At 67.4% G+C, this 20,427-nt stretch carries 18 protein-coding genes; 11 read left to right on the top strand and 7 right to left on the bottom strand.

Going from position 1 to position 20,427, the window contains the following annotated elements:
- Nucleotides 1-7: 7 nt before the first annotated feature.
- Nucleotides 8-1,216 carry a succinyldiaminopimelate transaminase gene (gene dapC, locus HMPREF2914_RS08765; protein ID WP_003092403.1) on the top strand — a complete coding sequence of 403 codons (1,209 nt, stop codon included), beginning with the start codon at nt 8-10 and terminating at the stop codon, nt 1,214-1,216.
- 49 nt (nt 1,217-1,265) lie between these two features.
- Here the strand turns inward: dapC and HMPREF2914_RS08760 are convergent, their stop codons facing one another.
- On the bottom strand, nt 1,266-3,011 hold the full coding sequence (locus HMPREF2914_RS08760; RefSeq protein ID WP_023980103.1) for a Na+/H+ antiporter: 1,746 nt from the start codon (nt 3,009-3,011) through the stop codon (nt 1,266-1,268).
- Nucleotides 3,012-3,248: 237 nt separating this feature from the next.
- Between HMPREF2914_RS08760 and HMPREF2914_RS08755 the strand changes: the two genes are divergently transcribed.
- Together HMPREF2914_RS08755 and HMPREF2914_RS08750 are read left to right on the top strand one after the other, a co-directional pair.
- Nucleotides 3,249-3,608 (top strand): hypothetical protein, encoded by a 360-nt coding sequence (locus HMPREF2914_RS08755; RefSeq protein WP_003092416.1) that lies wholly within the window; start codon nt 3,249-3,251, stop codon nt 3,606-3,608.
- Between the two features lie 321 nt (nt 3,609-3,929).
- Nucleotides 3,930-4,223: a hypothetical protein gene (locus HMPREF2914_RS08750; protein ID WP_003109342.1), complete on the top strand. Its 294-nt coding sequence runs from the start codon at nt 3,930-3,932 to the stop codon at nt 4,221-4,223.
- Between the two features lie 14 nt (nt 4,224-4,237).
- On the opposite strand, the gene HMPREF2914_RS08745 is transcribed toward HMPREF2914_RS08750, so the two are convergent.
- Complete coding sequence (locus HMPREF2914_RS08745; RefSeq protein WP_003092421.1) at nt 4,238-4,591, bottom strand: YkgJ family cysteine cluster protein; 354 nt, start codon at nt 4,589-4,591, stop codon at nt 4,238-4,240.
- A 302-nt stretch (nt 4,592-4,893) separates the two neighbouring features.
- Here HMPREF2914_RS08745 and HMPREF2914_RS08740 point away from each other — a divergent pair, with 302 nt between their 5' ends.
- From HMPREF2914_RS08740 to HMPREF2914_RS08720, 5 genes are all read left to right on the top strand, one after another.
- A complete protein-coding gene (locus tag HMPREF2914_RS08740; protein WP_003109343.1) occupies nt 4,894-5,241 on the top strand; it encodes an ArsC family reductase in 348 nt (115 codons plus the stop codon).
- A 12-nt stretch (nt 5,242-5,253) separates the two neighbouring features.
- On the top strand, nt 5,254-5,877 hold the full coding sequence (locus HMPREF2914_RS08735) for a LysE family translocator (RefSeq protein WP_003092427.1): 624 nt from the start codon (nt 5,254-5,256) through the stop codon (nt 5,875-5,877).
- Nucleotides 5,878-5,906: 29 nt separating this feature from the next.
- A complete protein-coding gene (gene dapD, locus HMPREF2914_RS08730; protein ID WP_003092431.1) occupies nt 5,907-6,941 on the top strand; it encodes a 2,3,4,5-tetrahydropyridine-2,6-dicarboxylate N-succinyltransferase in 1,035 nt (344 codons plus the stop codon).
- A 94-nt stretch (nt 6,942-7,035) separates the two neighbouring features.
- Nucleotides 7,036-8,241, top strand: a complete 1,206-nt coding sequence (locus HMPREF2914_RS08725) for a cysteine desulfurase (RefSeq protein WP_003109345.1) — start codon at nt 7,036-7,038, stop codon at nt 8,239-8,241.
- Complete coding sequence (locus tag HMPREF2914_RS08720) at nt 8,238-8,660, top strand: SufE family protein (protein WP_003092439.1); 423 nt, start codon at nt 8,238-8,240, stop codon at nt 8,658-8,660. Before HMPREF2914_RS08725 ends, HMPREF2914_RS08720 begins: the two co-directional genes overlap by 4 nt.
- A 6-nt stretch (nt 8,661-8,666) precedes the next feature.
- Here HMPREF2914_RS08720 and HMPREF2914_RS08715 read toward each other — a convergent pair whose 3' ends face one another.
- The 4 genes from HMPREF2914_RS08715 to HMPREF2914_RS08700 are packed head-to-tail and all read right to left on the bottom strand — an operon-like array spanning nt 8,667 to nt 13,163.
- A complete protein-coding gene (locus HMPREF2914_RS08715; RefSeq protein ID WP_023092570.1) occupies nt 8,667-9,647 on the bottom strand; it encodes a DUF4340 domain-containing protein in 981 nt (326 codons plus the stop codon).
- 3 nt (nt 9,648-9,650) lie between these two features.
- Nucleotides 9,651-11,498 carry a GldG family protein gene (locus tag HMPREF2914_RS08710; protein ID WP_003119340.1) on the bottom strand — a complete coding sequence of 616 codons (1,848 nt, stop codon included), beginning with the start codon at nt 11,496-11,498 and terminating at the stop codon, nt 9,651-9,653.
- Between the two features lie 10 nt (nt 11,499-11,508).
- A complete protein-coding gene (locus HMPREF2914_RS08705; protein WP_003117479.1) occupies nt 11,509-12,243 on the bottom strand; it encodes an ABC transporter permease in 735 nt (244 codons plus the stop codon).
- The gene (locus HMPREF2914_RS08700; RefSeq protein ID WP_003109350.1) at nt 12,240-13,163 is read right to left on the bottom strand and encodes an ABC transporter ATP-binding protein; all 924 of its coding nucleotides are present in this window, start codon (nt 13,161-13,163) and stop codon (nt 12,240-12,242) included. Before HMPREF2914_RS08700 ends, HMPREF2914_RS08705 begins: the two co-directional genes overlap by 4 nt.
- A gap of 283 nt (nt 13,164-13,446) precedes the next feature.
- On the opposite strand from HMPREF2914_RS08700, the gene plsB reads away from it, so the two are divergent.
- The 3 genes from plsB (at nt 13,447) to HMPREF2914_RS08685 (ending at nt 17,309) form a co-directional block, all read left to right on the top strand.
- On the top strand, nt 13,447-15,951 hold the full coding sequence (gene plsB / locus HMPREF2914_RS08695) for a glycerol-3-phosphate 1-O-acyltransferase PlsB (RefSeq protein WP_023092569.1): 2,505 nt from the start codon (nt 13,447-13,449) through the stop codon (nt 15,949-15,951).
- A 142-nt stretch (nt 15,952-16,093) separates the two neighbouring features.
- A complete protein-coding gene (locus HMPREF2914_RS08690; RefSeq protein ID WP_003092458.1) occupies nt 16,094-16,492 on the top strand; it encodes a YbaY family lipoprotein in 399 nt (132 codons plus the stop codon).
- Between the two features lie 136 nt (nt 16,493-16,628).
- Nucleotides 16,629-17,309: a DUF4197 domain-containing protein gene (locus HMPREF2914_RS08685; RefSeq protein WP_003111961.1), complete on the top strand. Its 681-nt coding sequence runs from the start codon at nt 16,629-16,631 to the stop codon at nt 17,307-17,309.
- 40 nt (nt 17,310-17,349) lie between these two features.
- On the opposite strand, the gene mexK is transcribed toward HMPREF2914_RS08685, so the two are convergent.
- Nucleotides 17,350-20,427 carry a multidrug efflux RND transporter permease subunit MexK gene (gene mexK, locus HMPREF2914_RS08680; RefSeq protein WP_023092568.1) on the bottom strand — a complete coding sequence of 1,026 codons (3,078 nt, stop codon included), beginning with the start codon at nt 20,425-20,427 and terminating at the stop codon, nt 17,350-17,352.

Genomic DNA, 20,427 nt, shown 5'->3' with positions numbered 1-20,427 from the left:
CAACGCCATGAATACCGCACTCGACAACCTGCAGCCCTACCCCTTCGAGAAGCTCCGCGCCCTGCTCGGCGGCGCCCGGCCGCCCGCGACGCTGAAGCCGATCGCACTGTCCATCGGCGAGCCCAAGCACCGCTCGCCGAGCTTCGTCGCCGAAACCCTGGCGGAGAACCTGGACCAGCTCGCGGTCTACCCGACCACCCTCGGCCTGCCGGCCCTGCGCGAAGCCATCGCGCGCTGGTGCGAGCGGCGCTTCTCGGTACCGGCCGGCTGGCTGGATGCGGCGCGCCACGTACTGCCGGTGAACGGTACCCGCGAGGCGCTGTTCGCCTTCACCCAGACCGTGGTCCGCCGCAGCGAGCCCGGCGAGGCGCCCGGCCTGGTGGTCAGCCCGAACCCGTTCTACCAGATCTACGAAGGCGCGGCGCTGCTCGCCGGAGCCGTGCCGCACTACCTGCCCTGCCGCGAGGAAAACGGCTTCAACCCCGATTTCGACGCGGTCGACGAGGCGACCTGGCAGCGCTGCCAGATTCTCTTCCTCTGCTCGCCAGGCAACCCCACCGGGGCCCTGGTACCGCTGGAGACCCTGAAGAAGCTGATCGCCCTGGCCGACCGCTACGACTTCGTGATCGCCGCCGACGAGTGCTACAGCGAACTCTACTTCGACGAAAACGCCCCGCCGCCCGGCCTGCTCAACGCTTGCGCCGAGCTGGGCCGCACGGACTTCAGCCGCTGCGTGGTGTTCCACAGCCTGTCCAAGCGCTCCAACCTGCCCGGCCTGCGCTCGGGCTTCGTCGCCGGCGACGCGGAGATCCTGAAGAAATTCCTCCTCTACCGCACCTACCACGGCTGCGCCATGCCGGTGCAGACCCAGTTGGCGAGCATCGCCGCCTGGAACGACGAGGTCCATGTGCGCGCCAACCGCAGCCTCTACCGCGAGAAATTCGACGCCGTGCTGGCGATCCTCGACGGCGTGCTCGACGTACAGCGCCCGGACGGCAGTTTCTACCTGTGGGCACGCACCCCGGTGGACGACACCGTATTCACCCGCGAACTGTTCGAGCAGCAGCACGTGACGGTGGTGCCGGGTTCCTACCTGTCGCGCGAGGTGGACGGCGAGAACCCCGGCGCCAACCGCGTGCGCATGGCCCTGGTGGCACCACTGGCCGAGTGCGTCGAAGCCGCCGAGCGCATCCGCGACTACCTGCGGGCGCGCTGAAGCCTGCGCGGAGAAACGAAAAGGGATCGCCGCGGCGATCCCTTTTCGTTCACACCCAGCGGGCGAAGCGATTGGTCAGCCAGCTTTCCTGCTGGTCCAGCTCGCGCAGGATATCGCCCAGGGTCTCGTCGTCGATCTCGTTGTTACGCCGCTGCCGGTACAGTTCCAGGCGCTGCGCGCGCAACGCCTTCAGGCGCAAGGCCTTGTCGGCGATCTCCAGGGCCTGGGCCTGGTCGCGGGCCTCATCGGTGGTCGGTGCGGTATCCAGCGACTGGCGGTATTCGGCCATGATCTGCGCACGCGCCTCGGCGACCCGCGAAGTATTCGCCGCATCGTTGCCTTCCACCTGCGGCAGTTCCTCGCTCTCCAGGGCCCGGATCGCCGCCTCCGCGGTCTTGCGCCAGGCCTCGCGCCGCTCGCGCTCGTGGGCGCCATCGTTGCTCGCCGGCAGCCCGCGCAGCAGCAGCGGCAGGCCGATGGTCGCGCCGATCAGGGAAATCAGGATCACGCTGGTGGCGATGAAGATGATCAGGTCGCGCTGCGGGAAGGCGCTGCCATCCATCAGGCTCATCGGTACCGACAGCACCGCCGCCAGGGTCACCGCACCACGCACGCCGCTCAATGCACTGAGGGCGGAGAGACGGCGCAGGGAGATGCCGCTCAGCCCGGGCGGGCTCTTGCCGCGCCAGCGGTCGATGCGCAGCGACAACTTCCAGTAGCCATAGACCCAGCCGTAGCGGATCAGCATCAGCACGGCGGTGATCGCCGCCACATAGGCCAGCAGCAGCGAGGAACGCCAGAGCAGGTCGCCGTGGTGGTTGGCCACCGACTTCATGATGTCCGGCAACTGCAGGCCGAGCAGCAGGAACACCACGCCGTTGAAGGCGAACTCCAGCATCGACCAGACGCTGCGGTTGAGCAGGCGCGTGGAAGTCTGCCGCGGCAGCAGGTCGACCCAGCTCTGCATCATGCCGGCCGCCACCGCCGAGAGAATCCCGGAGACGCCCAGGTGTTCCGCCACCATGTAGGAGGCGAACGGCAGCAACAGCATCAGTACCACGTGGGTCGCCGGGTCGTCCCAGCCACGGGAGATCATCCAGGCGCGGATGCGGCCCAGCGACCAGCTGAGGAACACCCCGATGGCCAGGCCGCCGACCGCGACCAGGAGGAAGTTGAGGCTGGCGTCCACCAGCGAGAACACGCCGGTCATCGCCGCGGCGATGGCGAACTTGAATGCCACCAGGCCAGAGGCATCGTTCATCAGCGCCTCGCCCTCCAGCAGGTGCATCAGGCGCTTGGGCAGCCGCCCCTGGGTGATCGCCGAGACCGCCAGGGCGTCCGTGGGCGACAGCACGGCGGCGAGGGCGAAGGAAGCCGCCAGGGGAATTTCCGGGATCAGCAGGTGGATGAAATAGCCGGCGCCGACCACGGTGAAGAACACCAGGCCGAACGCCATCATCAGGATCGGCCAGCGCATCCGCCAGACTTCCCGCTTGGGAATACGCCAGCCATCGACGAACAGCAGCGGCGGAATGAACAGGAAGAGGAACAGTTCCGGGTCGAGGGCAATGTGCAGCCCGAGGGACGGCAAGGCCAGCAGGGCCCCGGCGGCGATCTGGATCAGCGGTAGCGGCAAGGGCAGCAACTGGGCGGCCAGGCGGGTGGCGCCGACGACCAGCAGCAGGGTCAGAACGGTGTACACGGTTTGCATGAGGGCGGGGATCTCCGGCTTCGTCCCTGGACGATGCGACTGCGCCGATTGCACCATCGCGATCGGTAGGCAGCTATCCGACATTCGCACAATCCGTACGGTCTTTCCTAGCCCCGCCGCTCTACCCCGCACTTCCACCTCTTCCGCCGCGGCGACCGGAGCGCCCGGACAAGGTTCCCGCACTAGTACATCCGAGCTATTTCATTGCGGCGCGAGACGCTCCTACACTCCCCTTCAGTCCAGGCCCGCCGTAGCGTCGGCCAGGACGACGCCCCGAAGGAGTACGGGGTGCAGCGCCCACTCAGACAAAGGAATGCCGCCATGACAAGCAAGGGACTTACTTCCGCACTGCTGCTCGCCTCGATGTTCGCCGCCACCTCCGGCTGCCTCCAGCAGAACGCACTGACCCAGGGCTACCGCACCACCCAGCCCGGGCAACCCGGCCAGGCCCAGGTAGCCTCCGCCAACACCCCTTGCACCCCCAGCGCCACCAATGACCTGATCGCTACCGGTCGCAGCCTGCTGGACATCACCACCAACCTGATCAAGACCCGCAACCAGATGAGCGACGGCGGCAGCATCATGCGCGACGTCGACGACGTGCAGAAGGTCGGCAAGGGCCATGCCGTGCTGGACAGCGTCGAGAGCATGACCGGCGGTCCGCAGCAGCCCTGCGGCTAAGCGCACCACGACGATTCATCCCGGACAGCGAGCCCCCGCACGCTGTTCTCCCCCTGAGCCTCGCCTACCCGGCGGGGCTTTTTTTGTCCTGCGCCAAACAGCCGCCGCCCCGCATCAAGGAACTCGCCCATCACCCGGCCATGCAGACCAGGCCGCTTCGAGTCCCGTTCGTCACCTGTGCAAGGCGTCTGGAACGCGGCTATTGTCCGACGATCGAAGTGATGGCAATGTAGAATTACACCTTTGGATGTAGTCGTTTCGGGTAGGTCGCGAGATGGAACGAGCTTTTTCCCCTACCGCGGAATCGCGGAGCAGCGGCCCATGAGGCGCGCCGAGATGCTGTTGCTGAAGAGCCTGGCGGAAACACTGATGGCCGACCGGGACAACCGCCACGACGACTTGCAGGCGACCATGCGGCTGGCGCACCTGAGTTCGCCGGAGATGATCCTGTACATGGTCAACCGGGTGCTCGAGCTCGAAGAGAGCATCGAGCGGATCGCCGCGGTTCTCCAGAAACTCTCTGCGGACGAGCCGATGCCCCTAGAGGAAACGCCGCCCGAACCAGCCTTCGAACCGGCCCTGCAGTCCCGCGCCACCGAGAGCGCGGAAACCTAGCGGCGGGCAGGCCGCTACACCAGCACCTGGCGAGTGCTGGCGATCAGCGCATGGACCTGTCGCTCCACCTGCTCCGCCACCGGCACTTCGGGCCCCCGCCCCTCCGGGCAGGGCAGGTTCGGCGTGGTGCCGAACAGCCGGCAGATCAGCGGACGTTCCTCATAGGCCTCGCAGCCGTTCGGTCCGAGATGGACGCAGTTCCACTCGGCCAGGGCGGCGTCGTGTTCGGCCTCGCTCTTCAGCGGCAGGCGGGCCATCTCTTCCGACGAGGCGGTAACCGGCCCGCAGCAATCGTGGCAGCCGGGCTTGCAGGCGAAGCCCGGTATCTGCAGGCGTAATTGGTCTATCTGGCGACCGATGCAACTCATGGGAAATCTCCTCGGCGGGGGAAGGATTGTACAGCGCGGACCGGAGCATTCCGAAAGTACCGGTAAGGATGCTCTCCAGCGAGCCGAATCGACCTGTTCAACCTGCGCTCTCTCCGTTCCCGGCCAGGGAAACAGCCCGGCTCCCTGTCCGCCCGCCCGTCCACGGCTATCTGCCGTCACGCCGCTCCCGAGCGCGGTAGCCCCGAGACCGCACAGGGGCGGAACGACGTGGCATAATCCGGCGATCACCTTTCGGCGACCTATCGGCAGGGCCCGGGAAGACCCGGGCCTCGGGAGAAGCAATGACCTACGTTCTCTACGGCATCAAAGCCTGCGACACCATGAAGAAGGCTCGGACCTGGCTCGACGAGCACAAGGTCGCCTACGACTTCCACGACTACAAGGCCGTCGGCATCGACCGCGAACACCTGCGGCGCTGGTGCGCGGAGCACGGCTGGCAGACCGTCCTCAACCGCGCCGGCACTACCTTCCGCAAGCTCGACGAAGCGCAGAAGGCCGATCTCGACGAAGCCAAGGCGATCGAGCTGATGCTGGCCCAGCCGTCGATGATCAAGCGCCCGGTGCTGGAACTGGGCAGCAGGACGCTGGTCGGCTTCAAGCCCGACGCCTACGCCGCCGCGCTGGCCTGAACGGGAGGCCGCATGAGCATCGCCTGGGCCCTGTTCGTACCCGCCTGCTTCGCCCTCAACCTGGCGCCGGGGCCGAACAACCTGCTGTCGCTGAACAACGCCGCGCGGCACGGTTTCGCCACCGCCTCGCTGGCCGGCGGCGGGCGCCTGCTGGCATTCGCCGGCATGCTCGCCCTGGCCGCCTCCGGGCTGGCGCTGGTGCTGCACACCTCGGCCTGGCTGTTCCTGGCGATCAAGCTGCTCGGCGCTGCCTACCTGTTGTGGCTTGCGCTGCAATTGTGGCGGGCCGATGCGCAGCCACTGGCGAACGAAGCCAGCCCGGCGCGTCCCAGCCTCTGGCGCCTGGGGCGCCAGGAGTTCCTGGTGGCGGCGGGCAACCCGAAAGCGATCCTGATCTTCACCGCCTTCCTGCCGCAGTTCGTCGATCCCGGCCAACCGCTGGGCGCCCAGTTCGCCCAGCTCGGCGCGGCATTCCTGCTGCTCGAATGGCTGGCCATCGCTCTTTATTCCTATGCCGGGCTCCACCTCGGCCGGCTGCTCGCCGGCCAGCGGGCCCGGCGTCTGTTCAACCGCGGTTGCGCCGCGCTGCTCGGCAGCGCGGGGCTGGGCCTGCTGCTCAGCCGCCGTCCGGCCTGACCGTTACACTCCGTTTCGAGGAAACCCACATGTCGCAATCCCTGTTCAGCCTGGCCTTCGGCGTCGGCACCCAGAACCGCCAGGAAGCCTGGCTGGAAGTGTTCTACGCGCTGCCGCTGCTCAAGCCTTCGAGCGAAATCGTCGCTGCCGTCGCACCGATCCTTGGCTACGCAGCCGGCAACCAGGCGCTGACCTTCACTTCGCAGCAGGCCTACCAGCTGGCCGACGCCCTGAAGGGTATCGACGCCGCTCAGTCGGCCCTGCTCTCGCGCCTGGCGGAAAGCCAGAAGCCGCTGGTCGCCACCCTGTTGGCGGAAGACGCCGCGCCGTCCTCCACCCCGGAGGCCTACCTCAAGCTGCACCTGCTCTCCCACCGCCTGGTCAAACCGCACGCTGTGAACCTGAGCGGCATCTTCCCGCTCCTGCCGAACGTGGCCTGGACCAACATCGGCGCGGTGGACCTGGCCGAACTGGCCGAACTGCAACTGGAAGCGCGACTGAAGGGCAAGCTGCTGGAAGTCTTCTCCGTCGACAAGTTCCCGAAGATGACCGACTACGTGGTCCCGGCCGGCGTACGCATCGCCGACACCGCCCGCGTGCGCCTGGGCGCCTACATCGGTGAAGGCACCACGGTGATGCACGAAGGTTTCGTCAACTTCAACGCCGGCACCGAAGGCCCGGGCATGATCGAAGGCCGCGTATCCGCCGGCGTGTTCGTCGGCAAGGGGTCGGACCTGGGCGGCGGCTGCTCGACCATGGGCACCCTTTCCGGTGGCGGCAACATCGTCATCAGCGTCGGCGAAGGCTGCCTGATCGGCGCCAACGCCGGCATCGGCATCCCGCTGGGCGATCGCAACATCGTCGAGGCCGGCCTGTACATCACCGCCGGCACCAAGGTCGCCCTGCTCGACGAGCAGAACGCTCTGGTGAAAGTGGTCAAGGCCCGCGACCTGGCCGGTCAGCCCGACCTGCTGTTCCGCCGCAACTCGCAGAACGGTGCGGTGGAGTGCAAGACCAACAAGACCGCCATCGAGCTGAACGAAGCGCTGCACGCGCACAACTGAGCCCAGCTCGCCTCCCCGCTCGCCCGACGGCGCTCGCCAGCGCCGCCGGGTGCGCTACCCTTTCCCCTGTAACCGTCCTCGCACAGTGTCCGCCATGTCCCTGCCGTCTCCCTGGCGCGCCGACTTTCCGGCCTTTTCCGCCTTCGCCGCGGAAGGCCTGACCTACCTCGACAGCGCCGCCACCACCCAGAAGCCACAGGCCGTACTCGACGCCCTGAACGGCTACTACCTTGGCGGCGCCGCCAACGTCCACCGCGCCCAACATGTCCCCGGCGAGCGTGCCACCCGGGCCTTCGAGGCCGCGCGCAGCCGCGTCGCCCACTGGCTGCACGCCGGCAACCCGGCCGAGGTGCTGTTCACCCGCGGTACCACAGAGGCGATTAACCTGGTGGCCTATGGGCTGGAGCGGCATTTCCGTCCTGGCGACGAACTGCTGGTCAGTGCCCTGGAACACCATGCCAACCTGCTTCCCTGGCAGCAGTTGGCCCTGCGCCGCGGCCTGGTCCTGCGCGTGTTGCCGCTGGACGAGCGCGGGGTGATCGACCTGGAGCAGGCTCGCCATATCATCGGCGAGCGTACCCGCCTGCTGGCGATCAGCCAGTTGTCCAACGTTCTCGGCACCTGGCAACCGGTGGTGGAGTTGATCCAGCTGGCCCGCGAGCGCGGTGCCTGGACCCTGGTCGACGGCGCCCAGGGCAGCGTCCACGGACGCCACGACCTGCCGGGCCTGGGCTGCGACTTCTACGCATTCTCCGGCCACAAGCTCTACGGCCCCGACGGCATCGGCGTGCTCTGGGGTCGCCCACAGGCCCTGGAGCAACTGGCGCACTGGCAGTTCGGCGGCGAGATGGTACGCCACACCGGCTTCCACGAAGCCAGCTTCCATGCCGCTCCGCTCGGCTTCGAGGCGGGCACCCCGGCGGTTTCCGCGGCGATCGGCCTGGGCGCGACCATCGACTGGCTGGCCACCCTGGACGAAGCCGAAGTCGCCGCCCACGAAGGCGCCCTCCACGCCCGCCTGCTCGCCGGCCTGCTGGCGCGCGACGGCGTCAGCCTGCTCGGCGAACCGCAGGCGGCGCTGGCTAGCTTCTGCGTCGACGGCGTGCACGTCGCAGATCTCGCCCACCTGCTCGGCGAACAGGGCATCGCGGTGCGCGCCGGCCACCATTGCGCGATGCCGCTGCTGCAACGCCTCGAGGTACCCGGCGCCCTGCGTGTCTCGCTGGGCTTGTACAACGATGCCGACGACCTGGAGCGCTTCTTCCTGGCCCTCGACCGCTCACTGGAGTTGCTGCGATGAACCCGGTTCTCCCCGAACAGGCCCAGGAGGCACTGGACGCCTTCGGTCACACCGCCAGTTGGGAACAGCGTGCGCGTCTGCTGCTGCAATGGGGCGAGCGCCTGGCGCCGCTCGCGGAACACGAACGCCAGGAAGAGCATCGCGTGCACGGTTGCGAAAGCCTGGTCTGGCTGCTCGGCGAGCAGCGCGACGGCCACTGGCGCTTCCGTGCCGACAGCGACGCGCGCCTGATCCGCGGCCTGCTGGCGGTGCTGCTGGCACGGGTCGACGGCATCGAGACTCGCGAACTGGCGCGCCTGGACCTCAACGACTGGTTCACCTGCCTGGGTCTTTCCCGCCAACTGTCGCCCTCGCGCAGCAACGGCCTGAACGCCGTGCTGCAACGCATGCGCGAACTGGCCGGCCAGACCGCCGGCTGAGCCCGCTCAGCGCGCCAGCAGTTCCGGCAGGTGCCGGGCCAGGGCGCGGTAGCGGTCCTCTTCGATCCGATAGGCCCAGTCAGGATGGGCGGCGACCTCGCCCTCGGCGAAGCCCTCGACGCTCTTCGGCAACAACCAGTATTGCTCGCCCTGGCGCCGAATCTCGCCATCCAGGCGCGCGCCGGAAAACGTCCGCAGGCTGAACACCAGGAGCAATGGCGCCTGTCTGAATCCCACCTGCGCCAGCGGCGCTACATCGGCGAAACGCAGGTCGGCGAACAGCGCCGCCGCGCCGTTGGCCGCTGCCTCATAGGCCAGCTTGCGCCCTGAGGGCAATTGCCGGACCTGCAGGTTCGGCTGCCCGGCGTCGTCGCGATAGAGATCCAGGCGCTCGCCCTTCGGATAGCGCAGTTGCAGTTCGCGCACCCGGGCGAAGGGCAGCGTGGCGATCCGCCGGTCGAGCCACTCCAGTTCGTTGTTCGGCAACGGCAGCCGCTTGTCGATCAGCCAGGCCTGCGGATCGCCCAGTCGTCGTACGAAGCTACCGCCATGCTGCGCATCCTTGCCTACCAGCAGCACCAGAGGCTCGCTGGACTGCCGCTGCAGGCTCAGGCGTAGCGCCTGCCCCTCGCCACGCTCCGCCAGGCCAAGCAGCGCGTGGTTCTTCGGGTTGGCGCTCTTCGCCTCGACCTTGCGCGCCTCTGCCAGTGCCTTGAGCAGCGCCGACAAGCGTAGCCGGTCGGCCGGATAGCCGGCCTTGGCCGGCAGGACCCACGCGCCCGCACGCCGCTCGACCCGGATATCCGGCGAACCGTCGGCAAACTGCACGTGCAGGCCACTCAGCGTCGCGCTGTCCAGTTCCGGCAGCCAGCGCTCTGCCACCGGCAAGGCAGGTACCTCGGCTGCGCGCTCGCGCTGCAGCCAGGCGAAGGTTCCGGCCAGCGCCGCCACCAGCGCCAGCAGGACGATCAGCGTATTGCGCCGCATGCGTCAATGCCCTCCCCGGGCCATGCGCCGGCGCCGCCAGAGCCAGCCGAGCAGCACGCCGACCGTGAGCAACGAGGGAACCAGGGCGATATTGACCAGCTTCAGGGTGCGGCCCAGTGCGTCGATATCGGCGTTCAACTGGTACTGCACCTCGCGCAGCTCCTTGCGGATGCGCAGCTTCTCCTGCATGTACTGGCGCACCGTGGCCTGCTGTTCGGGCGTCAGTTCGACGGCCTTCTCCGGGGCGGCGCCCTGCTGGAGGGCGGCGAGTTGCTGCTCGGTATCGGCGAGGCGCTGCTTGAGCTGGTCCTCCTTTTGCCGGAAGCTCGTCTCGGCCTCGCGCTGCAGGCGCTCGACCACCACGAACGGCCGGCTGAACCGGCCGCGGGAGCGCACGCTGATCAGCGCGTCGGTGCCCGACAGGTTGTCCAGCGCGTTGACCACCAGCGCGCCGTTGTCGGCCCAGGGCTGCGGCACGCGCTGGCCGAAGAAGTCCTGCACCTGGACCCACATGCGATCGCTGAGCAGGTCGGTATCGGCCACGACGATGACATTGATGTTGCGCGCCTCCTTCAGGCCTTCGCGATGCCCCTCGATGCCCTCCGCGAAGGCACTCTTCGCCGGCCCCTGGATACGGGCGGCGAGAGTATGCCGCCGGCCGCTCGGGCGCAGCTCGCGCATCAGATCGCCGGGGTCACGCAGCAGGCCGAAGCGCGAGGCATCGAACGGCATCGCCTGGGCCGAGCTTTGCAGCAAAGGCGTGAAGCTGGTGCTCGCTCCGGGGAGCCTTTCGAGGATGCCGGGCGTCGCCAGGGTCAGGCTTTCCAGGCCGGCAGTGGCGATGTCGTCCTGGTCCAGCGCCTCGCGCGGCAAGCTGAGCCAGGCCGGATGCCGGGCCGGACGCTGGTCCCGGCCAAGACTGATGGACATCGCATAGGCGCCGTCGCCGAGCACCTTGCCCGGCAGCAGGCGCAGCCCCCAGGCCTCGAACAGCGGCGCGAGGTCGGACGACTTGTCGCCATCCAGCGTAGCGGCGAAATCGCTGCCGCTGTCGGCCTCGCTGAAGGGGTCGACGAACGCCAGCAGCTTGCCCCCGCGCAGGACGAACTGGTCGATGGCGTATAGCGTCTGCTCGGGTAACTGCTTGGGATGCACCAGCAGCAGCACCGAGACCTCCGGCGGGATTTCCGTGGCATCGCTCTTGAGGCTGCGCAGGTCGAATTGCTGGCGGATTTCCTCCATGACCATCCACGGCGAGGTCGGCTGCCGGCTGGCCATGTCGAAGCCGCCATTGAGCGGCAGCGACGACATCAGGCCGACCACCGGCCGCTGCGGCTGGGCCAGGGTCTGCACCAGGCGGCTGATGTCGTATTCGAGGAACTCCTCCTGATCGAGCGGGAAGAAGGGTATGACCTGGACTCCGTCCAGGGCGTTGCTGCCGGCCAGACCGAAGTACAGGTTGTCGCCGCCCTGCTGCAGGGGAATTCCTTGCAGGCCGAACTCGGTGGCCTTGTCCTCGTTCTCGGAGAACGGCTCGGGATCGATCACCTGCAGGCGAATCCTGCCGTTCGCCTCGCGCTCGTAGGCGCGCAGCAGTTCCTCGACGCGCCTGGCGTAGTTGCGCAGCGGCACCAGTTCCCGGGCACCGCTATCCGAATAGAAGAAGTACAGGTTGATCGGCTCGTCGAGGCCGGCCAGGATCCGCTTGGTGCCGGGGCTGATGGTGTAGAGCTTCTGCTCGGTCAGGTCGAGCCGCGCGCCGCTGAACAGCAGGCCGGAGACCATGTTGAAGGCCAGGAACGCCAGCGCGATCAGCAACAGCCCGGCGCCAGAGGACAACACGCGTTTCATCGACTCCCCCTCATTCGGCTTTCTTCAGCTCGACCGCCACCGCCGTGGCGGCCAGCCAGGCGACGATCAGGCTGACGAAATACAGCAGGTCGCGCAGGTCGATGACGCCCTTGCTGACGGCATCGAAGCGGGTCAGCAGGCTCAGCGAGGCCACCGCATCGAGCAACCACTGCGGCGCCCACTGGCTGAACGCATCGAGCACCAGCGGAAAGCCGCTGAGCATGAACAGGAAGCAGGCGGCCACGGCGAGGATGAAAGCGATCACCTGGTTCTTCGCCAGGGCCGACATGCACGAACCGATGGCCAGGTAGCCGCCGGCCAGCAGCCAACTGCCCAGGTAGCCGGCGAGAATCGCACCGTTGTCCGGCTCGCCCAGGTAGTTCACCGTGAGCACCATGGGGAAGGTCAGCAGCAGCGCGATTCCGGCGAACGCCCAGGCGGCCAGGAACTTGCCGGCCACGGCTTCGAAGCGGGTCAGCGGCAGGGTCATCAGCAGCTCGATCGAGCCGGACTTGCGCTCCTCCGCCCACAGGCGCATGGCCAGCGCGGGAACCAGGAACAGGTAGAGCCAGGGATGGAAGGCGAAGAAGGAGGCCAGGTCGGCCTGGTTGCGTTCGTAGAAGTTGCCCAGGTAGAAGGTGAACACGCCCGCCAGGACCAGGAAGATCACGATGAACACATAGGCCAGCGGCGTGGCGAAATAACTCGCCAGCTCGCGCTTGAAGATCACCGGCAGTTGCTTCATGCCTCCGTCCCCCGGGTCAGGTTGCGGAATACCTCGTCGAGCCGGCCGCGCTCCACGTCCAGTTCGCGGATCCGCCAGCCGCGCTCGGCGACCAGCCCGCTGACCTGGGGAAAGATCACCGCGCCCGGCTGCGCCAGGACGGTCAGGCTGCCTTCGGCGGGGTTCTCCTCGATGCCCGCCACGCCCGGCAGCACCGCCAGCGCCACGGTATCCAGGGGGTCGTCGCTGTAGAGCGTCACCGCCTGGTGGTAGCGCGAGCGGCTGGCCAGCTCCAGCGGCGTGCTGTCCGCCAGCAGCCGCCCGCCGCCGATCACCAGGGCGCGGCTGCACAGCGCCGAGACTTCCTCGAGGATATGGGTGGAGATGATCACGATGCGCTCCTGCGCGAGGCCGCGGATCAGTTCGCGGACCTGGTGCTTCTGGTTCGGATCGAGCCCGTCGGTGGGCTCGTCGAGCACCAGCGCCCGCGGTTCGTGGAGGATCGCCTGGGCCAGGCCGACACGCCGGCGGAAGCCCTTGGAGAGGGTTTCGATGGTCTGCCGGCGCACCTCGTCCAGTTCCAGCAGCCCCAGTGTCCGGGCGACCCGCTCGCGCTTGCCGGCGCCACGGTAGCCACGGATCTCGGCGATGAAATCGAGGAAGCCCTGCACGGTCATTTCCGCGTAGCAGGGCGAACCTTCCGGGAGGTAGCCGATCAGCCGCTGCGCCTGCAGCGTGCGGCTGCGGATGTCGAAGCCGAAAATGCTCGCGGTGCCGGCGCTGGGCGCCAGGAAGCCGGTGAGCATCTTCATGGTGGTGGACTTGCCGGCGCCGTTCGGACCGAGGAAGCCCAGTACCTCCCCCGTCGCCACCTGGAAGGACAGGTCGTCCACCGCCACCCGCGAGCCGAAGCGTTTGCCGAGGTTTCTTGTTTCGATCATGGTCCCCTACCTGTTCCGGCGGCCGCCGCCATGTCCGGCCAGGGCCGCGAAAAACGCGCAGGGACTATAGCCGAAGCGCCCCGCCGCCTGGCAATACGGGGCATCGGGAGAACCTTGGCAAAACGTGACAGAACCCGAACGCTTGCCGAAGGTTCTACATTCGCAACCTGTTCGCCGCCGTTCGCCGTAGGACGCGTTGCGTTCTTTTGCGGCCCTCCGGGGATTGCGGCAAACTAGCCGCGCCCGTCACGCCGGGTCCCGATCAACTGCCAGTAGACACCGTATGCCCCGCTACCCGTTCCGCCGCTTTGGTTTTGGCGCCTTGCGCCGCCTGCTGTACCTCTGGGTACGCTCGGAAACCATCAACCAATCGGCCTTCACCCTGAAGATCGACCGCAGCAAGCCGGTGCTCTACGTGCTGCAACAGCCTTCGGTCAGCGATCTCGCGGTAGTGGATACCGAATGCCGCAAGGCCGGGCTGCCGCGTCCGGTGATGCCGGTAGCGGTAGGCGACGCCATCGAGCCGGCGGCATTCTTCTACCTGACGCCCGAACCCGACTGGCTGGGCCGCCAGGACAAGCGCGGCGCCTCGCCGACCCTGGTGCGCATGCTCGCCGCGGTCGGCCAGAACGGTCTCGACGACGCGCAGATCATTCCGGTCAGCGTGTTCTGGGGACAATCGCCGGACAGCGAATCGAGCCCCTGGAAGCTGCTGTTCGCCGACAACTGGGCGGTCACCGGGCGCCTGCGCAAGCTGGCGCGCATCCTGATTCTCGGACGCAAGACCCGCGTGCAGTTCTCCGCGCCGATCCACCTGCGCGAGCTGGTGGAACAGGGCAAGGGCCACGAACGCACGCTGCGCATGGTCAACCGTATCCTCCGGGTGCACTTCCGCAACCTGAAGACAGCGGTAATCGGTCCCGACCTGTCGCACCGCCGCAACCTGGTCAAGGGCCTGCTGCGCGCGCCGCTGGTACGCCAGGCGATCAACGAGGAATGCGAGAGCGAACGGATATCCCAGGAGAAGGCCGAAGGCATCGCGCTGCGCTACGCCAATGAAATCGCCTCGGACTTCTCCTATCCGGTGATCCGCTTCCTCGAAGTCATCCTCAGCTGGTTCTGGAACAAGCTGTACGAAGGGGTCAAGGTCAACCACATCGAGCGGGTGCAGGACGTGGCCCAGGGCAACGAGATCGTCTACGTGCCCTGCCACCGCAGCCACATCGACTACCTGCTGCTCTCCTACCTGCTGTTCCGCAACGGCCTGACCCCGCCGCACATCGCCGCCGGGATCAACCTGAACATGCCGGTGATCGGCTCGATCCTGCGCCGCGGCGGGGCCTTCTTCATGCGCCGCAGCTTCAAGGGCAACCAGCTCTACACCGCGGTGTTCAACGAGTACCTGCACACCCTGTTCTCCCGCGGCTTCTCCACCGAGTACTTCGTCGAGGGCGGTCGTTCGCGCACCGGGCGCATGCTCCACCCACGCACCGGCATGCTCGCCATCACCCTGCGCAGCTTCCTCCGAGACTCGCGCCGGCCGATCGTCTTCGTGCCGGTCTACATCGGCTACGAGCGCGTGCTGGAAGGCCGCACCTACCTCGGCGAACTGCGCGGCGCGACCAAGAAGAAGGAGTCGATCTTCGACCTGTTCAAGGTGGTCGGCGCCCTGAAGCAGCGTTTTGGCCAGGTCTGGGTGAACTTCGGTGAGCCGATCCATCTCGACCAGTTCCTCGACCGCCACCAGCCCGACTGGCAGGACCAGGACCTCGGCCCGGAATACCGCCCCGCCTGGCTGCCGCAGACCACCAACCTGCTGGCCAAGGACGTCGCCCGCCACCTCAACGACGCGGCGGCGATCAACCCGGTCAACCTGGTCGCCCTGGCGCTGCTCTCCACCAGCCGCCAGGCCCTCGACGAAAGCGCCCTGGCGCGAATCCTCGACCTCTACCTGGCGCTGCTGCGCAAGGTGCCCTACTCGCCCAGCGCGACCCTGCCGGACGGCGACGGCCAGGCCCTGATCGAATACGTGAAGAGCATGAACCTGCTGGCCGAGCAGAAGGACGCGCTGGGCCGCATCCTCTATCTCGACGAACAGAACGCGGTGCTGGCGACCTACTACCGCAACAACGTCCTCCACGTCTTCGCCCTGCCGGCGCTGATCGCCAGCTTCTTCCAGAGCAACTCGCGGATCAGCCGCGAACAGTTGCTGCGCTTCGCCCGCGCGCTCTATCCCTACCTGCAGGCGGAACTGTTCATCCGCTGGAGCCTGGACGAACTCGACGCGGTGATCGACCAGTGGCTGGCGGCCCTGGTGGAGCAGGGCCTGCTGCGCCAGGAGAACGACACCTTCATCCGCCCGGCGCCAAGCTCGCGGCAATACGTGCTGCTGATCCTCCTCGCTCGTTCGGTGACCCAGACCCTGCAGCGCTTCTACATGGCCATCGCCCTGCTGCTCAACGCCGGGCAGAACGCCCTGACCGCCGAGGAACTGGAGAACCTCTGCACCGTGATGGCCCAGCGCCTGTCGATCCTGCATGGCCTGAACGCCCCGGAGTTCTTCGACAAGAGCCTGTTCCGCCACTTCATCCAGACCCTTCTCGACCTGCGTGTGCTGCGCAAGGACGAGGCCGGCAAACTGAGCTACCACGAACTGCTCGGCGAACTGGCCGAAGGCGCCGCCAAGCGCGTGCTGCCGGCGGAGATCCGCCTGTCGATCCGCCAGGTGGCGCTGGAGCGTCCCGCCGAGGAAGCCGCCGCCGAAAGCAACGACGCAGCCGCCAACTGAGACCCGGCGCCCGCCCTGCGAGGGGCGGGCGCCGCTCCGCTGAAATATCCTGCGACCTTTCCCTGTTCCGGCCCGGCAACCTATGCTGGTTTCCCGGGTCAGAGGCCCGCTCGTTTTTTGTTCCGTCTGAAAGGAGGCTCCCATGAAAAAACTGCCATTGCTGCTCGCCGCCAGCGTCCTCGCCGGCTGCGGTACCCAGCAATCGACTTCGAACGCCAGCTTCGATGGTGAGGTCTTCTACCGCGAGCGTATCGCCCTGCCGCCCTCGGCGCGCCTGAGCGTGAGCCTGGAAGACGTGTCCCTGGCCGACGCCCCGTCGGTGCAGTTGGCCAGCCAGACCCGCGAGATCACCAGCCAGGTGCCGCTGGCGTTCCACCTGGAGTACGACCCGAAGCAGGTCAAGCCGGGCCACAGCTATGCGGTGAGCGCGCGCATCGAGCTGAACGGCCGCTTGCTGTTCATCAACACCACCCGCCACTCGGTGAAACTCGACGGCAGCGACCCGCAGCCCTATCGCGTGCAGGTCGAATCGGCGCGCTGAAGCACACCGCGGCAAGCCGCCGGTGCGAACCGGCGGTTCCCTCCAGTACACTCCACCTCCTATTCGCTACCGGTTGCCGATCCACCTCACGACGAGCGGCCGGATACCCCGTACGTTCCACATCAAGGACGCTGTCATGTTCCGACTCACTGCCCTCTGCGCCGGCCTGCTGCTCTCGGCCAACGCCCTCGCCCTGTCCCTCGCCGACCTGTCGCAGAACGACGCCTCCAGCGGCCTGAAGGACGCCCTGACCCAGGGCGCGCAGATCGCCGTCCGCCAGCTTGGCCAGCCGGGCGGCTTCAACAACAACCCGGACGTGCGCATCGAACTGCCCGGCAAGCTGGGCAAGGCGGCGAAGCTGATGAAGCAGTTCGGCATGGGCGCCCAGGTCGACCAGCTCGAGGCGAGCATGAACCGCGCCGCCGAGGCTGCCGTGCCGCAGGCCCAGGGCCTGCTGGTGGAGGCGGTGAAGAAGATGACCGTGGCCGACGCCAAGGGCATCCTCAAGGGCGGTGACGACGCCGCCACCGAATACCTGGACAAGTCCAGCCGCGAACAGCTGCGCGCGAAGTTCCTGCCGATCGTCAAGCAGGCCACCGACGAGGTCGGCCTGGTCAAGCAGTACAACGCCTTCGCCAGCCAGGCGGCGACCCTTGGGGTGGTCGATGCGAAGAGCGCCAACGTCGAGGGCTATGTCACCGAACAGGCCCTCGACGGGCTCTTCGAGATGATCGCCAAGCAGGAGAAGAGCATCCGCCAGAACCCGGCGGCGGCCGCCACCAGCCTGGCCAAGAAGGTCTTCGGCGCGGCCAGGTGAGTCGACGGACGGGGCGCGATCGCCCCGTCCCCTTCTCCCGTCAGGCCCGCGCCTCGTCCTTCTTCACGCGGAACCAGGCGGCATAGAGCGCCGGCAGGAACAGCAGGGTGAGCACGGTGGCGACGATCAGCCCGCCCATGATCGCCACCGCCATCGGCCCGAAGAACACGCTGCGCGACAGCGGGATCATCGCCAGCACCGCCGCCAGCGCGGTCAGCACGATGGGCCGGAAACGCCGCACGGTAGCCTCGATGATGGCGTGCCAGCGATCCAGTCCATGGCTGATGTCCTGTTCGATCTGGTCTACCAGGATCACCGAGTTGCGCATGATCATGCCGGCCAGGGCGATGGTCCCGAGCATCGCCACGAAGCCGAACGGCTGGCGGAACAGCAGCAGGAACAGGGTCACGCCGATCAGGCCCAGCGGTGCGGTGAGGAATACCATCGCCATCCGCGAGAAGCTGCGCAACTGCACCATCAGCAGGCTCAACACCACCACGATGAACAGCGGCACGCCGGCGTTCACCGAACTCTGGCCCTTCGCCGCGTCCTCCACCGTTCCGCCCACCTCCAGCAGGTAGCCGTCCGGCAGCTCGGCGCGGATCGGTTCCAGGGTCGGGGCGATCTGCGCGACCAGGGTCGCCGGCAGCGAATCGTCGTAGATATCGGCGCGCACGGTGACCGTCGGCAGGCGGTTGCGGTGCCAGATGATGCCCTCTTCGAAACCGTATTCGAGCGTGGCGATCTGCGACAGCGCCACGCTCCGGCCATTCTCGGTCGGCACCGCCAGGCTCGGCAGCAACGACAGGTCGCGACGCTCCTGCTCGGTGCCGCGCAGGAGGATCTCGATCAGCTCGTTGTCTTCGCGGAAGAAGCTCACATGCGAACCGGTCAGCGCGCTCTGCAGGAACTGCGACAGGCTGGCGGTGCTCACCCCCAGGGCACGGGCGCGCTCCTGGTCGATGCTCAGGTACACCACCTTGCTCGGCTCTTCCCAATCCAGGTGCACATTCACCACGTGCGGGTTCTCGCGCATCCTGTCGGCGACCTTGCGCGCCAGTTCGCGAACCTGCGGGATGTCCTCGCCGGAAACCCGGAACTGCACCGGATAGCCCACCGGCGGCCCGTTCTCCAGGCGACTGATGCGGCTGCGCAGGTGCGGGAAGTCCTCGTTCATCCGCTCGATCAGCCACTTGCGCAGCGCCTCGCGGCTCTCCAGGTCCTTGGCCAGCACCACCACCTGGGCGAAGCTGGCCGCCGGCAATTGCTGGTCCAGCGGCAGGTAGAAGCGGGGCGAGCCGGTGCCGACGTAGGCCACGTAGTTGTCGATGCCGTCATGGCCCTGCAGCATTTTTTCCAGGCGCTGGACTTCCTCGCCGGTCGAGCGCAGCGAGGCGCCCTCGGCCAGCTTGATGTCCAGCAGCAGCTCCAGGCGCGCCGAGGGCGGGAAGAACTGCTGCGGCACCAGGCGGAACAGCAGCAGCGCGCCGACGAAGGCGGCGAGGGTCAGGACGATCACCGTCTTGCGGTAGCGCACGCACCACTCCACCAGGCGCCGGAAACGCTGGTAGAAGGCCGTTGCATAGGGATCGTAGCCGTCGGCGCTGCCGCCGTGCTTCTGCGCGTGCAGCCTGGCCAGGTCCGGCAGCAGCTTGGCCCCCAGGTAGGGAACGAAGACCACCGCGGCGAACCAGGAGACCACCAGGGCGATGGTCACCACCTGGAACAGCGAGCGGGTGTATTCGCCGGTGCCGGACTGCGCGGTGGCGATCGGCAGGAAGCCGGCGGCGGTGATCAGGGTGCCGGTGAGCATCGGGAAGGCGGTGCTGGTCCAGGCGAAGCTGGCCGCCTTGAGGCGGTCGTAGCCCTGCTCCATCTTCACCGCCATCATCTCCACCGCGATGATCGCGTCGTCCACCAGCAATCCCAGCGCCAGCACCAGGGCGCCGAGGGAAATCTTGTGCAGGCCGATGCCGAAGTAATGCATGGCGGCGAAGGTCATCGCCAGCACCAGCGGGATCGACAGCGCCACCACCAGGCCGGTGCGCAGGCCGAGGGAGAAGAAGCTCACCAGCAGGACGATCACCAGCGCCTCGGCCAGCACCCGGATGAACTCGCCGACCCCGGTACGTACCGCCGCCGGCTGGTCGGACACCTTGCGCAGTTCCAGTCCGGCCGGCAGCGACTGCTGCAGGCGGGCGAACTCGGTTTCCAGGGCCTTGCCCAGCACCAGGATGTCGCCGCCCGGCTTCATCGCTACCGCCAGGCCGATGGCGTCCTCGCCCATGAAGCGCATGCGCGGCGCCGGCGGATCGTTGAAGCCGCGGCGAACCTCGGCCACGTCGCCGATGCGGAAAGTGCGGTCGCCGACGCGGATGGGGAAGTCGCGGATCTCCTCCACCGAATCGAAACGCCCGGAAACGCGCAATTGCACGCGGTCGCTGGCGGTCTCGAAGAACCCGGAGGAGGCCACCGCGTTCTGTTCCTCCAGCGCCTTCTGCACCGCCGCCAGGGGCAGGCCGAGGGTGGCCAGCTTGGTGTTGGACAGGTCGATCCAGATCTTCTCGTCCTGCAGGCCGATCAGTTCGACCTTGCCGACGTTCCTGATCCGCTGCAATTGCAGTTGCAGGCGGTCGGCATAGTCCTTCATCACCGCATAGTCGAAGCCCTTGCCGGTGAGCGCATAGATATTGCCGTAGGTGGTGCCGAACTCGTCGTTGAAGAACGGGCCCTGGATGCTTTGCGGCAAGGTGGCGCGAATGTCGCTGATCTTCTTGCGGATCTGGTACCAGAGTTCGGGGATCTCGCTGGAATGGATGTCCTCGCGGGCCATGAAGGTCACCTGCGAGACGCCGGGGCGGGAGAAGGACACGATGCGATCGTAGTCGCCGGTTTCCATCAGCTTCTTCTCGATACGCTCGGTGACCTGCCGGGCCACCTCTTCGGCGCTGGCACCCGGCCAGTTGGTCTGCACCACCATGGCCTTGAAGGTGAACGGCGGGTCTTCGCTCTGCCCCAGCTTGCTGTAGGACAGCGCGCCAACCGCGCCAAGCAGGAGCATCAGGTACAGGACGATCTGGCGATTCTGCAACGCCCAGGCGGAAAGGTTGAAGGACAT

Origin of the sequence: Pseudomonas sp. HMSC067G02 (genome assembly GCF_001813485.1) — a bacterium.
GTDB lineage: Bacteria > Pseudomonadota > Gammaproteobacteria > Pseudomonadales > Pseudomonadaceae > Pseudomonas > Pseudomonas aeruginosa.
The sequence above is the reverse complement of the archived record's forward strand: the minus strand, read 5'-3'. Positions and strand labels throughout refer to the sequence as shown.

Bases quoted from the DNA above. Each gene is read 5' to 3' on its own strand.
- HMPREF2914_RS08725 (WP_003109345.1), top strand. From the start codon at position 7,036: ATGTCCCTGCCGTCTCCCTGGCGCGCCGACTTTCCGGCCTTTTCCGCC.
- HMPREF2914_RS08715 (WP_023092570.1), bottom strand. From the start codon at position 9,647: ATGCGGCGCAATACGCTGATCGTCCTGCTGGCGCTGGTGGCGGCGCTG.
- HMPREF2914_RS08705 (WP_003117479.1), bottom strand. From the start codon at position 12,243: ATGAAGCAACTGCCGGTGATCTTCAAGCGCGAGCTGGCGAGTTATTTC.
- HMPREF2914_RS08760 (WP_023980103.1), bottom strand. From the start codon at position 3,011: ATGTCGGATAGCTGCCTACCGATCGCGATGGTGCAATCGGCGCAGTCG.
- dapC (WP_003092403.1), top strand. From the start codon at position 8: ATGAATACCGCACTCGACAACCTGCAGCCCTACCCCTTCGAGAAGCTC.
- HMPREF2914_RS08740 (WP_003109343.1), top strand. From the start codon at position 4,894: ATGACCTACGTTCTCTACGGCATCAAAGCCTGCGACACCATGAAGAAG.
- HMPREF2914_RS08720 (WP_003092439.1), top strand. From the start codon at position 8,238: ATGAACCCGGTTCTCCCCGAACAGGCCCAGGAGGCACTGGACGCCTTC.
- HMPREF2914_RS08700 (WP_003109350.1), bottom strand. From the start codon at position 13,163: ATGATCGAAACAAGAAACCTCGGCAAACGCTTCGGCTCGCGGGTGGCG.
- HMPREF2914_RS08685 (WP_003111961.1), top strand. From the start codon at position 16,629: ATGTTCCGACTCACTGCCCTCTGCGCCGGCCTGCTGCTCTCGGCCAAC.
- HMPREF2914_RS08710 (WP_003119340.1), bottom strand. From the start codon at position 11,498: ATGAAACGCGTGTTGTCCTCTGGCGCCGGGCTGTTGCTGATCGCGCTG.
- mexK (WP_023092568.1), bottom strand. From the start codon at position 20,427: ATGTCCTTCAACCTTTCCGCCTGGGCGTTGCAGAATCGCCAGATCGTC.
- dapD (WP_003092431.1), top strand. From the start codon at position 5,907: ATGTCGCAATCCCTGTTCAGCCTGGCCTTCGGCGTCGGCACCCAGAAC.
- HMPREF2914_RS08735 (WP_003092427.1), top strand. From the start codon at position 5,254: ATGAGCATCGCCTGGGCCCTGTTCGTACCCGCCTGCTTCGCCCTCAAC.
- HMPREF2914_RS08745 (WP_003092421.1), bottom strand. From the start codon at position 4,591: ATGAGTTGCATCGGTCGCCAGATAGACCAATTACGCCTGCAGATACCG.
- plsB (WP_023092569.1), top strand. From the start codon at position 13,447: ATGCCCCGCTACCCGTTCCGCCGCTTTGGTTTTGGCGCCTTGCGCCGC.
- HMPREF2914_RS08755 (WP_003092416.1), top strand. From the start codon at position 3,249: ATGACAAGCAAGGGACTTACTTCCGCACTGCTGCTCGCCTCGATGTTC.
- HMPREF2914_RS08750 (WP_003109342.1), top strand. From the start codon at position 3,930: ATGAGGCGCGCCGAGATGCTGTTGCTGAAGAGCCTGGCGGAAACACTG.
- HMPREF2914_RS08690 (WP_003092458.1), top strand. From the start codon at position 16,094: ATGAAAAAACTGCCATTGCTGCTCGCCGCCAGCGTCCTCGCCGGCTGC.